The 13,241-nt window shown below is 59.3% G+C and carries 15 protein-coding genes; 13 read left to right on the top strand and 2 right to left on the bottom strand.

The window, feature by feature from the left end; translation table 11 throughout:
- The first annotated feature begins 52 nt into the window (after window positions 1-52).
- From ACFO6X_RS02325 to ACFO6X_RS02265, 13 genes are all read left to right on the top strand, one after another.
- The gene (locus tag ACFO6X_RS02325; protein ID WP_382429647.1) at window positions 53-1,510 is read left to right on the top strand and encodes a high affinity choline transporter 1; all 1,458 of its coding nucleotides are present in this window, start codon (window positions 53-55) and stop codon (window positions 1,508-1,510) included.
- A gap of 88 nt (window positions 1,511-1,598) precedes the next feature.
- A complete protein-coding gene (locus ACFO6X_RS02320) occupies window positions 1,599-1,931 on the top strand; it encodes an FmdB family zinc ribbon protein (protein WP_382429645.1) in 333 nt (110 codons plus the stop codon).
- Window positions 1,932-1,941: 10 nt separating this feature from the next.
- Window positions 1,942-2,580, top strand: a complete 639-nt coding sequence (locus ACFO6X_RS02315; protein WP_382429643.1) for a DUF502 domain-containing protein — start codon at window positions 1,942-1,944, stop codon at window positions 2,578-2,580.
- 30 nt (window positions 2,581-2,610) lie between these two features.
- Window positions 2,611-4,413 (top strand): aspartate--tRNA ligase, encoded by a 1,803-nt coding sequence (gene aspS, locus ACFO6X_RS02310; protein WP_382429641.1) that lies wholly within the window; start codon window positions 2,611-2,613, stop codon window positions 4,411-4,413.
- A gap of 84 nt (window positions 4,414-4,497) precedes the next feature.
- A complete protein-coding gene (locus ACFO6X_RS02305; RefSeq protein WP_382429639.1) occupies window positions 4,498-5,424 on the top strand; it encodes a restriction endonuclease in 927 nt (308 codons plus the stop codon).
- Between the two features lie 4 nt (window positions 5,425-5,428).
- On the top strand, window positions 5,429-6,253 hold the full coding sequence (locus tag ACFO6X_RS02300; protein WP_382429637.1) for a CsgG/HfaB family protein: 825 nt from the start codon (window positions 5,429-5,431) through the stop codon (window positions 6,251-6,253).
- A 33-nt stretch (window positions 6,254-6,286) separates the two neighbouring features.
- The gene (locus ACFO6X_RS02295) at window positions 6,287-7,060 is read left to right on the top strand and encodes an endonuclease/exonuclease/phosphatase family protein (protein WP_382429635.1); all 774 of its coding nucleotides are present in this window, start codon (window positions 6,287-6,289) and stop codon (window positions 7,058-7,060) included.
- A gap of 6 nt (window positions 7,061-7,066) precedes the next feature.
- Complete coding sequence (clsB, locus tag ACFO6X_RS02290; protein WP_382429634.1) at window positions 7,067-8,284, top strand: cardiolipin synthase ClsB; 1,218 nt, start codon at window positions 7,067-7,069, stop codon at window positions 8,282-8,284.
- 146 nt (window positions 8,285-8,430) lie between these two features.
- Window positions 8,431-9,132: a GTP cyclohydrolase I gene (folE, locus tag ACFO6X_RS02285; RefSeq protein WP_382429791.1), complete on the top strand. Its 702-nt coding sequence runs from the start codon at window positions 8,431-8,433 to the stop codon at window positions 9,130-9,132.
- Window positions 9,133-9,135: 3 nt separating this feature from the next.
- Window positions 9,136-9,558, top strand: coding sequence for a BLUF domain-containing protein (locus tag ACFO6X_RS02280; protein ID WP_382429632.1), 423 nt, complete (start codon window positions 9,136-9,138; stop codon window positions 9,556-9,558).
- Between the two features lie 17 nt (window positions 9,559-9,575).
- Window positions 9,576-10,490: a DUF429 domain-containing protein gene (locus tag ACFO6X_RS02275; protein ID WP_382429630.1), complete on the top strand. Its 915-nt coding sequence runs from the start codon at window positions 9,576-9,578 to the stop codon at window positions 10,488-10,490.
- Window positions 10,478-10,693 carry a hypothetical protein gene (locus tag ACFO6X_RS02270; RefSeq protein WP_382429628.1) on the top strand — a complete coding sequence of 72 codons (216 nt, stop codon included), beginning with the start codon at window positions 10,478-10,480 and terminating at the stop codon, window positions 10,691-10,693. The genes ACFO6X_RS02275 and ACFO6X_RS02270 overlap by 13 nt, the downstream gene beginning before the upstream one ends.
- A 34-nt stretch (window positions 10,694-10,727) precedes the next feature.
- Entirely contained in the window at window positions 10,728-11,399 is a 672-nt protein-coding gene (locus ACFO6X_RS02265; protein WP_382429626.1) for a LysE family translocator, read from the top strand.
- Between the two features lie 51 nt (window positions 11,400-11,450).
- On the opposite strand, the gene ACFO6X_RS02260 is transcribed toward ACFO6X_RS02265, so the two are convergent.
- A complete protein-coding gene (locus ACFO6X_RS02260) occupies window positions 11,451-12,320 on the bottom strand; it encodes a lysophospholipid acyltransferase family protein (protein ID WP_382429624.1) in 870 nt (289 codons plus the stop codon).
- The gene (locus ACFO6X_RS02255) at window positions 12,317-13,168 is read right to left on the bottom strand and encodes a lysophospholipid acyltransferase family protein (RefSeq protein ID WP_382429622.1); all 852 of its coding nucleotides are present in this window, start codon (window positions 13,166-13,168) and stop codon (window positions 12,317-12,319) included. The genes ACFO6X_RS02260 and ACFO6X_RS02255 overlap by 4 nt, the downstream gene beginning before the upstream one ends.
- Window positions 13,169-13,241: the final 73 nt, after the last annotated feature.

Genomic DNA, 13,241 nt, shown 5'->3' with positions numbered 1-13,241 from the left:
TTGCCCGGATAATGCGCGGCATTTTTCACCACTCGGGATGGCGGAGCTGCCCATGCTGATTACTTTTATCGTTCTGTATTTGCTGGCCTCCATTGCCGTGGGCCTGTTTGCCGCCACCAAGGTACACAACACGGCAGACTATGCCGTGGCGGGCCGCAGCCTGCCACTGGCGGTAGTCATTGCAACCACCTTTGCCACTTGGTTTGGCTCAGAGACGGTGCTGGGCGTGTCCGCCCGGTTTGTCGATCAGGGGCTGGGCGCAGTGGTCGAAGACCCGTTTGGTGCCTCCATGTGTTTGGTGTTGGTGGGGCTGTTTTTTGCCTACAAGCTGTACCAAAAGAATCTGATTACCTTGGGTGACTACTACCGCCAACGGTATGGCCGTGCAGTTGAGGTGGTGTGTTCCGTCATCATCATCTTCAGCTATTTGGGCTGGGTGGGGGCACAGATTGCTGCACTGGGGCTGGTATTTAACCTGCTCACACAGGGCGCCATGTCGATCACTGTGGGGATGGTGGTAGGCACTTTGGTGGTGTTGGTGTACACCCTGTACGGTGGTATGTGGTCGGTAGCCCTGACCGATTTTGTGCAGATGATTGTCATTGCTATCGGATTGGTGGCCATTGCGTGGTTTGCCGCCGATTTGGCTGGAGGTGCCAACAAAGTAGTGGACTTTGCCGCGCGCGAGGGCAAGTTCCAGTTCTTTCCGCAAGACGGTGGCTTTAAGGAGTGGAGCTTTTTTATCGCTTCGGCCATCACCATGATGCTGGGGTCTATTCCACAGCAAGATGTGTTTCAACGCGTCATGTCGTCTGACAGTGCCCAAACGGCCCGCATTGGCCCCGTGATTGGCGGTGTGCTCTATTTGCTGTTTGCCTTTATTCCGATGTTTGTGGTCACGGCTGCCGTGCTGATCATGCCCGATACCGCACGCACCTTGTTGCAAGACGATCCGCAGAAGGTGTTGCCCACACTGGTGATGGAGCGCATGCCACTGGTCTTGCAAATTGCTTTTTTTGGTGCGCTGCTATCGGCCATCATGTCTACAGCCTCGGCCACGTTGTTGGCCCCATCGACCACCTTTGTGGAAAACATCCTGCGCAATTTGCGCCCTGACATGAGCGATGCGCTCACACTCAAGGCCATGCGGATATCGGTGCTGGTGTTTACTGGCTGTGTGCTCACCTATGCCATCACCATGCAAGGCACATCCATCTATGAGATGGTGTCAGGGGCCTACCAAGTGCCGTTGGTAGGGGCTTTTGTACCACTGGTATTTGGCCTTTACTGGCAACGCGCTACCACCCAAGGGGCGTTGCTGGCGGTGGTGTTGGGGTTGGGGGTCTGGTTGTTGTTTGTAGCCAGCCCCATGCTGTCGGAGGCGTTTCCACAGCAATTGGCAGGGGTGCTGGCCGCACTGGTCGGGATGCTGCTTGGCTCCTTGTTGCCACAGTTCATTCCCGACCATAAGGGCCATGTACCACACTATCAGGGCAGCCCTGCCACCTAAAGGGTGGCACGGTTAGCGCGCAGGCATAGCGCCGTCAAGAGGGCAGCCTATAATTGAAAGCTTTGCACTTTCAGTCCAGGCCCAAAATATGCCTATTTACGCCTACAAATGCGGCTCCTGTGGCCATGCCAAGGATGTGCTGCAAAAAATGTCCGATGCGCCCCTCACCCAGTGCCCCGCTTGTGGCGCTGAAGCCTTTACCAAACAGGTCACGGCTGCGGGCTTTCAGCTCAAGGGGTCTGGTTGGTATGTGACCGATTTCCGAGGCGGCAGTGGTGGCACCACTGCACCCGCCACATCGGATAAAACGGCCACCAGCAGCACGGATGTTGCAGCGTCCAACACCAGCCCCGAGGCGGCCAAGCCTGCCCCCGCAGCAGACAGCGCCACCAGCAGCACCAGCCCTACCCCCAAAGCCTGAGTTCACGCCCATGTCTGCCTTGCGCAAATGGCTGTTCACCGGCCTGTTGGTGATTGTTCCCGGAGCGATCACCCTGTCGGTGCTCAACTGGATTGTGGGTCTGCTCGATCAGACGCTGCTGATCCTGCCGCAGGCTTGGCACCCCGACCGGCTGTTGGGCTTTCACCTGCCCGGTTTTGGTGTGCTGCTCACGCTGTTGATTTTGCTCACCGTGGGTGCGTTTGCCAGCAACTTTGCTGGGCGCAAGTTGGTGCAGTGGGGCGACGCCGTAGTGCACCGCATTCCGGTGGTACGCTCCATTTACTCCAGTGTCAAACAGGTGTCTGACACCCTGTTTTCTGAGAGCGGCAATGCCTTTCGCACGGCGGTGCTGGTGCAATGGCCGCGCGAGGGTGTTTGGACGCTGGGCTTCATCACGGGGGCTCCCAGCGGTGAGGTAGCCACCTACCTGCGTGATGAGTTTGTTAGCGTGTATGTGCCTACCACGCCCAACCCCACGGGCGGCTATTTCGTGATGGTGCGCAAGAGCGAATGCGTCGAGCTGGAAATGAGCGTCGATGCCGCGCTGCGCTACATCGTCTCTATGGGGGTGGTAACCCCCGTCGATCCCTTGGCGGTGGCTGCTGCCCAGCTCCCCCCTAACCCTTAACGCGCCTGCAACGGCGCCGGAAGTTTTGTCATGGCCATGCGCTCCCACTATTGCGGTCTTGTGACCGAAGCCCTGTTGGGCCAAACCGTTACTTTGTCGGGCTGGGTTAACCGCCGCCGCGACCACGGTGGTGTGATTTTTATCGACCTGCGCGACCGCGAAGGCTATGTGCAGGTGGTGTGCGACCCCGACCGCCCTGAGATGTTCCAAACCGCCGAGAGCATTCGCAACGAGTTTTGCGTGCAAATCAAAGGTTTGGTGCGCGCTCGCCCTGAAGGCACCACCAACGACAACCTGAAAAGCGGCAAAATCGAGGTGCTGTGCCACGAGTTGAACGTGCTCAACCCGTCTGTCACGCCTCCGTTCCAGATTGACGAAGACAATCTGTCGGAAACCACCCGCCTGACACACCGCGTGCTGGACTTGCGCCGCCCCTATATGCAGCGCAACATGATGCTGCGCTACAAAACCGCCATCCAAGTGCGCAACTTCTTGGACAAAGAAGGCTTTATCGACATCGAGACCCCAATGCTGGGCAAGAGCACGCCCGAAGGTGCGCGCGACTACTTGGTGCCCAGCCGGGTGCATGACGGCCAGTTTTTTGCCCTGCCCCAATCGCCCCAGCTCTACAAGCAGATGCTGATGGTGGCGGGCTACGACCGTTATTACCAAATTACCAAGTGCTTCCGCGACGAAGACCTGCGTGCCGACCGCCAACCCGAGTTCACACAGATCGACTGCGAGACTTCGTTTTTGGACGAAGAAGAAATCCGCGCCCTGTTCCAGCGCATGATTACCGAAGTATTCAAGCAGCAGTTGAATGTCGATTTGGGCGAGTTCCCTATCATGAGCTATCAAGAAGCGGCCCACCGCTTTGGCTCGGACAAGCCCGACCTGCGCGTCAAGCTCGAATTTACCGAGCTGACCGAAGTCATGAAGGATGTGGACTTCAAGGTGTTCTCTACCCCCGCCACCACCAAGGGTGGCCGTGTGGTGGCTCTGCGCGTGCCCGGTGGCGCCCAAATCTCGCGCGGCGAAATTGACCAATACACTGAATTCGTCAAAATTTACGGTGCCAAGGGCTTGGCTTGGATCAAGGTCAATGAAGTGGCCAAGGGCCGCGAGGGTCTGCAATCGCCCATCGTCAAGAACCTGCACGATGCCGCTTTGGCTGAAATCCTCAAGCGCACCGGCGCACAAGATGGCGATTTGCTGTTCTTTGGTGCCGACAAAGAAAAAGTGGTCAACGACTCCATCGGCGCACTGCGCCTGAAGGTGGGCCACAGCGAATTTGGCAAGAAAAACGGCCTGTTTGAAGACCGCTGGGCTCCGCTGTGGGTGGTGGACTTCCCGATGTTTGAGCACGACGAGGAAGAAAACCGCTGGACAGCCGTACACCACCCCTTCACCAGCCCCAAAGACGGCCACGAAGACCTGATGGACACCGACCCCGGTGCTTGTTTGGCTAAAGCCTACGACATGGTGCTCAATGGTTGGGAGTTGGGCGGTGGCTCGGTGCGTATCCACCGTGCTGATGTGCAAAGCAAGGTGTTTGCGGCCCTCAATATCAGCCCCGAAGACGCCCGCGCCAAGTTTGGCTACCTGCTCGATGCATTGCAATACGGTGCGCCCCCACATGGCGGCTTGGCCTTCGGTTTGGATCGTCTGATCACCTTGATGACCGGCGCAGAATCCATCCGCGATGTGATTGCCTTCCCCAAGACCCAGCGCGCCCAAGACTTGCTGACCCAAGCACCCAGCCCGGTGGACGAGAAACAACTGCGCGAGCTGCACATCCGTTTGCGCAACCCCGATGCGGTGAAGGCGGGCTAAACCCCGTAGTGCGGGCCTGTGTGCAGGCCGGCAGAATGACAGGGCGCCTTTGGCGCCCTTTTTTCATGCTCAGGAGCGATGTACGTGACCAAGCCACTCTCTAAATCCCACGCATTGGCCAGCAAGGTCATGTATGCGGCCATGAGCATCTTGCGCGACGGTGGCAAAACGATGAAGGCGGCAGATATCTTTGATGCGATTGCCGCCCATGTTCCGCTGGACAAATGGGCCTTGGAGGAGATTGAAAGCAATGGGTTGCCCCGTTGGAGGATGTATGTGCAGTTTTTTTCGGTGGATGCGGTGAAATCCGGTTATCTGCTCAAATCCAAGGGGGTCTGGACTTTGACGCTCTTGGGAGAGCAAGCCCTGACGCTGGGCGCAGAGGGGTTTTTCTTCAAAGCCCGTGATGGCTACCGCGCTTGGAAAAAAGAACAGATCAACACCTCGGCATCTTCTGGCAAAGAAAAATCGGATGACACCCACGCGATTCAAGAGCCCCCCGAGGAACAGTTTGAGCGGCTGCGCAAAGCGGTGAACTCCACTTTGGCCGCAGAAATTCTGGAACGTATCAAAATCAACTCTTGGAAGTTTTTTGAACGGCTGGTTGTAGAGTTGTTACTGGCTATGGGCTATGGCGGCACAGGAGGGCAAGGGCTGGCGTTGCAACAGGGCAGTGATGGGGGGGTGGATGGCTTTATCAACCAAGACAAACTGGGGCTAGACATCATTTACCTACAGGCTAAACGCTGGACGCATCAGACCGTGGGGCGGCCCGACATCCAGCAGTTTGTGGGTGCCTTGGCAGGCCGTCAGGCCAATCGTGGGGTGTTCATCACCACCTCACGGTTCAGTCAGGAGGCGCGGGAATACGTCAAATCGTTGCATGTGCGGGTGATCTTGATGGATGGGGAGCGTCTGGCACAGTTGATGATTGAACATGGCGTTGGCGTTTCCACCTGGAAATCCTACGAATTGAAACGCATTGACTCCGATTTCTTCAGTGAGGAATAAAACCATGCACAAGATGATGCGGGGCACGGTGGTGCTGCTGTGGGCTTGTATAGGATTGGGTGGCTGCGGTGAGAAGAAAACAGAATTAGGCCAAGGCGGATCGGTGGTCACTGGGTCGGCTGGCCCGCAGGGTGCCCAAGGCGCAGCCCGCGAATTGCTGCGCTGCGATGCACCCGTAGCTACCGTGGCACTGGCCGAGAATGCGCATGGCTATGTGATGGGTTCGAGTGGTCATCTTCCGGCCTCGCCGGTGCCGCTGGTGAAATTGCTGGCGCAGCAAAGCGGCTGTTTTAGGGTGGTAGACCGGGGCGCTGGGCTGCGGGCCACCGTGCAAGAGCAAGAGCTCAAAGAGGCTGGCGTGCTGCGCAAAGAGGGCTCTACGGTGGCTAAGGGGCGTGGTTATGAGGCGCAATACACTCTGACACCGAGTCTGACCTTTAGTGAGCAAGATGCGGGGCGGGGGCTGGTAGGCATTTTGGCCTTGATTCCGGTGCTGCGCGAGATGGCCGGGTTGCTAGGGCTGGCTGAGCAGGTCAAATTCAAAGAGGCTCAGACCGCGCTGCTGCTATCAGACAACGAAACCACCGAGCAAGTAGCGGCTGCAACTGGTGCTGCACGGGCCACCGACTTGGGGGTGGGTGGGCTGATACTGGGCCAGTTGGGTGGCGGTGCAGGGATGGGCTGGAGCAATACCAACGAGGGCAAGGTGATTGCCGCCGCTTTTCTGGATGCACACAACCATTTGGTGGTGCAGGTGCGGGCCTTGCAGGCCAAAACATTGCCACCCGCTGTGCCCACACGTACGGATGCCGTGCGCACACCCGGTTAACCGCTGGTTTTGGCGTCTATGGGAGAACCCGCTATGCACAGCTTTACCACAGCCTTGGGCCAACGGGCCAGCAACACGCTGCGCATCGCTACCTACAACATCCACAAAGGCGTACAAGGTCTGGGCCCCACACGGCGTCTAGAAATCCACAATCTGGGCGAGGCGGTGGCCCAACTGGATGCCGACATCATTTGCCTGCAAGAGGTGCGTAAGTTGCACCGGCGCGAGGCGCAGTTTTTTGCGCACTGGCCCGCTCTGCCACAGGCGGATTTTTTGGCTCCAGAGGGCTATGCAGCGGTGTACCGCACCAATGCCGTCACCCGCCACGGCGAGCATGGCAATGCTTTGCTCACCCGCTGGCCGGTGCTGGGGCACCAACACGAAGATATTTCAGACCACCGTTTTGAGCAGCGCGGGCTGCTGCATGTGGAATTGGAAATACAGGGTGCTGCTGTGCATGTGATTGTGGTGCATTTGGGGCTGATTCCGGGCAGCCGGATACGACAGATACACCGACTGCATGCGTTTATGGAGCGCGAGGTGCCCGGAGGTAGCCCGCTGGTAGTGGCCGGAGACTTTAACGACTGGGGCCAGCAGATCAAGCGGATGCTGGCAGGCCAAGGTTTGCACGAATACGAAGAGGCTGTACCCCACCGGGCTTTTACCTATCCTGCCCGCTTGCCAATAGTGCAGTTAGACCATGTTTATGTGCGCGGCTTGCAGCCTCTGGGCTTGCAAGTGCCACGCGGACGTGCCTGGTGGCGCATGTCCGACCATTTGCCACTGGTGGCCGAGTTCAAGATTTGAGAGCAGATGCAGGTGAGTGAGGTGGATTGGGACCATGACCCACAGATCGTGCTGCTACAGGGAGCTGGAGAGTTTTTTCCAGCACTGATTGCTGCCTTGGATGCTGCCCATACCGATGTGCAGTTTGAGACCTATTTGTTTGACTTCACGGGCACCGGAGCCACCGTTGCCGAGGCGCTGGTGCGCGCGGCACAGCGCGGGGTGCATGTGCGGGTGGTCGTGGATGGCGTGGGCACGGGGCGGCTGCCCACGCCGTGGCGATTGCGCTTTCGGGCCGCTGGCGTGCGCTGTCTGGTGTATGCACCACTGGGTCTGTGGGGCTGGTTGCTGCCGAGCCGCTGGCGCAGACTGCACCGCAAACTGTGTGTGGTGGATGGGCGAACGCTGTTTTGCGGTGGCATCAATGTGCTGGATGATTTTCATGACCCCAATCACGGGGCGCTAAAGGCACCTCGGTTTGATTTTGCTGTGCAGATCACGGGCCATCTGGTAGTGCAGGCCAGCGACACCATGGAGCGGCTGTGGCAACGCATGGTGGCCGTGCGCAACATACGCCATTACCAGTTGCCTGCGGCGGTGCGTGCCCTGCGTGCCGCCCAAGCGGCACGGCACCGCGCCACCACCAGCAGCGGCCAGCGTCCGCGGGCCAGCCTGCTGCTGCGCGACAACGTGCGCCACCGTGCTCGCATCGAAAAAGCGTACCTGCGGGCGATTGGCGCTGCACGGGAAGAGATCATCATTGCCAATGCCTACTTTCTGCCAGGGCGCAAACTGCGCCGGGCGCTGGTGCTGGCGGCACGGCGCGGTGTGCGAGTGCAACTGCTGTTGCAAGGCCGGTATGAATACTTTTTGCAATACCACGCCGCCCGGCCTGTGTATGGCACCCTGCTGGCAGCCGGTGTAGAAATCCACGAATATGAGCCCAGCTTTCTGCACGCCAAAGTGGCGGTGATTGATGCAGCCAGTGCCCATCCGTGGGCTACCGTGGGCTCTTCCAATCTAGACCCCCTGAGCCTGCTGCTGGCCCGCGAGGCCAATGTAGTGCTGGAAGATAGTGACTTTGCGCTGGCTCTGCGCCAACGACTGGTCGATGCCATGCAGCACGCTGGGCAGCTCTTGCACCCTGAAACCTATGCCCAACGCCCCTGGCGCGTGCGATGGCTCGATCGCATTGCCTTTGCCCTGGTGCGGGTAGCACTCTGGCTTAACGGGAAAAATTACTGAGCTGCAATGCAAACAAATCATATATGCTATCTTTACAATAGCTAATACCATTGATTGCATAAGGCAGAGAACACAAAGTCCCCTGCATTTTGCGGTTGTCGCTTCACTGGTACGATGGCAGCATTTACAGACCATTGGCCGCCGACATGACACCAGAAACCTCCGACGAAGGCTTGCCAGTCTCCGTCAAGATCCGCGAGCGCATCGCGTCTGCGCGCAAGCGTTTCCATGCCAACGACAATATTGCCGAGTTCCTGCAACCTGGCGAACTGGAACTGTTGCTCGATGAAGTCGAGGCCAAGATGCAAGGCGTGCTCGACAGCCTGGTCATCGACACCCACAACGACCACAACACCCACAACACGGCCCGGCGGGTGGCCAAGATGTACCTGCTCGAAGTGTTCAAGGGCCGCTACGTCACACAGCCCACCATCACCGAGTTTCCCAACGCCGAACACCTCAATGAACTGATGATTGTGGGCCCGCTGACGGTGCGCAGCGCATGCAGTCACCACTTTTGCCCAGTGATAGGCAAAATCTGGATCGGCATCATGCCCAATGAGCAAACCAACGTGATTGGCCTGTCCAAGTATGCCCGTCTGGTGGACTGGATCATGAACCGCCCACAGATTCAGGAAGAAGCCATCATCCAACTGGCAGACCTCATCATGGAAAAGACGCAGCCCGATGGCCTGGCCGTGGTCATGGAGGCCAGCCACTTTTGCATGTCTTGGCGCGGTGTGCGCGAAATGGACAGCAAAATGATCAACTCCGTCATGCGTGGTGTGTTTCTTAAAGACTCGGCTCTGCGGCGCGAATTCCTGTCTCTGCTACCCCGAAAGAACTGATCCATGCTGGTGCGCTTGCTCTATGTCAGCCGCGTGGCCGACACCTCCCCCAAAGCGATTGAAACCATCTTGGCGCAATCGCGGGAACACAATCCTGGCAACGGCATCACCGGGGTGTTGTGCTATGGCGATGGCATTTTTCTGCAAGCCATTGAAGGCGGGCGCTCCGCCGTCAATGCCCTCTATGGTCAAATCCTGCGCGATCCCCGCCACCGCCAAGTAGAACTGCTGCACTACGAAGAAATTGCCGAACGTCGCTTCGGGTGCTGGAGGATGGGGCAGGTCAATCTCTCCAAAATCAACCACTCTACGCTGCTCAAATACTCCGAACGCGCCGAGCTTGACCCTTACGCCGTCTCCGGCAGGGTCTCGCTGGCTCTGCTCGAAGAGCTGATGGCTACGGCCTCCATCATAGGTCGCACCTGATCGGCCATGCCACCACTATGGCAACCCGTGTCACCGCCCCCGCCACAGCACAGGGGTCGCAACGCATAGCGCCATCTGCCCCTCACTTGCTGGGCTGTGACTTCTCCAGCAGCCCTAGCCAACGCAAACCCATTGTTGTGGCCCAAGGCCAAGCCATAGCAGGCCAGGTGCAACTGACGGGCCTACAATACTTTCACAGCTTAGATGCCTGGGGCCAGTGGCTGGCACAACCCCTGCCCCCTGACCAGCACTGGATTGGTGCCTTTGACCTGCCTTTTGGCTTGCCACGCGAGCTGGTACAGACGCTGGGTTGGCCATTGCAATGGCACGATTGCATTGCCCATTACCAATCCCTCACGCGGGCACACATCCGAGACACCTTTGCTGCCTTTTGTGCCGCGCGCCCGGCAGGCAGCAAACTGGCCCACCGTGCCACCGATGGCCCGGCAGGCTCCAGCCCCAGCATGAAATGGGTCAATCCCCCTGTGGCCTATATGCTGCACGCTGGGCTGCCATACCTACTGGCAGCCCGCTGGCATCTCCCCGGTCTGCACACCGGCCACCCGCAACGGGTGGCACTAGAGGGCTACCCCGGCCTACTGGCCCGCGAGGTACTGGGCAGGCGCAGTTACAAAAGCGACAACCCCATCCAACAAACTCCCGCGCGCCAACAAGCCAGAGCTGAACTCCTCACGGCATTGGAGCAAGGCCACACCCGGCTCGGCCTGTGCCTACAACTGACACCCGAACAGCGTGCCACCCTGTTGGCAGACGGCAGTGGCGACCGCCTTGACGCCGTACTCTGCTTATTGCAAGCTGCTTGGGCCAGTACCCGCCATGCCGCGGGCGATGCCCTCTATGGCCTACCTGCCACCCTCGACCCACTGGAAGGCTGGATCATCACCGCCCCACCACCACCATGCCCCGTCTGACCAGCCCACCCATGCTACTGGGCGCTCTGTTGCTGGCCTGCTCCTCCCTCAGGGCAGCCCCAGCCCCGTGGTACTACTGGAGCCACGCCACATCCCCCCAAAAGGTCTGTGCACAAACCGCCCCCGGCCCCGGCTGGGTGCAAGACAGCCCCCCTTTTGCAGGCCCAGGCTGTCAACGCCCACTGCGCCCACCGCTACCATAGCGCCCCCTGCTTCACGCCTCCTAGCGCACTTGCCATGCCTACATTACAAACCTTGGTCAGTTTCTTTGGTGTCTCTCTGTTGCTGGCCCTCACACCGGGGCCAGACAACCTGTTTGTGCTGGTGCAGTCCATCCAGCGTGGTGCCTATGCAGGGATGGCCGTAGTAGTAGGCTTGTGTTTGGGGCTGATAGTGCATACAAGCGCCGTTGCGCTTGGGTTGGCCGCTATGCTGAGCACCATGCCACTGGCCTTTACGCTGTTGCAATGGTGTGGTGCCGCCTACCTTTGCTGGCTGGCATGGCAAGCACTCAGACCACGCCCTTCCAATGCCCCTGCGGGAGCCAGCGTCCACCACAACACGGCCACGCCCGACCACGCGGCCTTGGCCCGTATGGTCGGGCGCGGGCTGGTCATGAACTTGAGCAACCCCAAAGTATTGGTATTTTTTCTGGCCTTTTTGCCCCAATTTGCCAATCCGGCCCAAGGCCACATTGCCCCCCAGATTTTGCTGCTAGGACTGGTATTCATGCTGGCAACCTTGTTGGTATTTGGTGCCATTGCCTGCTTTTCAGGCCGCTTTGGCGCCCTGCTGCAACGCCATGCACGCGCCCACCTCTGGCTGGATAGGCTGGCCGGGCTGGTTTTTCTGGGGCTGGCGCTGCGCCTCTTGGGCAGTGACCTTGGAGCAGCCCACCCCAGCCGCTGAGCCTCACCACAAAGCGACAAACATGGCCCCGAATCAGACCACCACACCCCCTCAATACACAGACGGCTCCCCCACTGGCCGGGTTTTGAAGCGTTTGTGAACCCAGTAATACTGGCCTGGCATTGGGTCGATATAGTGCTGCAATTCTTGGTTCATGCGGGCCGTATCGGCCTCAACATCGCCACTGGGAAAATGCTCCCAAGCTGGGGTGATCTCGGCCACATAGCCCGTGGACGTCAGACGCGTCACCATCCCCACTACCTTGGCCCGCCCCAGCCGGGCAAAGCGCGACAGCGACGGCACAGTGGCTGTCTGTACCCCATAAAACGGCACAAAAATAGACTCACTCGGGCCAAAATCCATATCTGACAGCAAATAGAGCAACCCCCCTTGACGCAGATTCGCAATGATGGGCTTCACGCCATCGGCACGATTGAGCATGCGCACATCCCCAAAACGCTGTCGCCCTTGCATAAACCACGCATCTACAGCAGGATTGGGGTGGGTAGAGAAAATCGAGGTAAAAGCGCGGCTGGTGTGCAAAGGCAGGGCCAGCCCGCCCGCGTCCATACCGTAAAAATGCGGCGCAAAAATGATGGTGGGTGTATCCCCTTCCAACTCGTGCAAAGCCCCCTGCAACTGCACCCTGGCCTGCACCACCTCGCGCGGCGCAGCCCACAGCCAACTGCGATCCAACCAAGTTTGGCAAAACACCACAAAGCACTCTTGCGCCCAAGCCTTGCGCTGTGCAGCACTGGCCTGCGGAAAACACAGCTCCAGATTGCGCAGCGTCACCTTGCGCCGGGGCCGTGCCAGCACAAACAGCAAGCGCCCAATAAGCCAGCCCAGCCCCCGCAGCACAGGCAGTGGCAGCCGTGCCAACACCTGGCGCATCAACCATACCCCCCAGCGCGCGCTCATGTGGGTGCTCCTGGTGTAGGGGTTTCGGCACGCGGTTGCTTATAGCGTCCATAACCCCACAGATATTGCTGCGGACATTGGCGGATCACATGTTCCATGGCTTGGTTGATTTGCAGCACGGCAGTCTCTAAGTGCGCATCCAGCGGCACCGGTAAAGGTTCAAAAAAAACGACAAAGCCCCGCCCCCAAGACAGGCGCTCGCAACGCACCAGCACCACAGTGGCCCCTGTTTGCAAAGCCAACCGGGCCGCCAGCGTCATGGTGTAGGCCTCGCGGCCAAACATTGGTGCCCAATGGCCTTGGCCTTCGGGCGGAACTTGGTCGGGCAGCAGCCCCACTGCTTCACCCCGGCGCAAGGCCTTGATCATCTGGCGCACCCCGGCCAGCGTGGTGGGCACCGCCTGCATACCGGGGCGGTTGCGGGCTGTCTCCATCACCTTGGCTAGCCAAGGCTGGCGCGCGGGACGATACAGCACGGTGATGGGGCCATGCTCGGCACTCCAGCGCCGCGCCGCGGCTTGGGCCGACAGCTCAAAGCAGCCCAAATGCGGCGTCAGATAGACGATGCCACGCCCCTTGGCATAGGCCTGCTCCACACAGGCCTCCCCCACCAAACGGCAAGGCGGTGGCGCACCCAGCCACAGCCGGGGTAATTCGGCCACCATACGCCCCGCATGGGCTACGCCAGCGCGCACTTGGGCAAAGCGGTAACCCGCCAAGGCGGCATTCTCAATCAGGCGGCGGCGGTAGATGGGCGAGGCCAGAAAGGCCAACCAACCCAGCAGCGCCCCCAAGGCGTGCAACAACCACAGTGGCAAGGTGGAAAAAATTCGGAAAGCAACAGGCATTAAGATGGCGGGGTCGCTGAGTTAAAAGAGCAACTTGCAGGGCGACGTTAAACACATCTGCTAAAGCGTTCGC

It is taken from the genome of Giesbergeria sinuosa, assembly GCF_042652905.1.
GTDB lineage: Bacteria > Pseudomonadota > Gammaproteobacteria > Burkholderiales > Burkholderiaceae_C > Simplicispira > Simplicispira sinuosa.
This window is presented reverse-complemented; position numbering and strand designations above follow the sequence as displayed.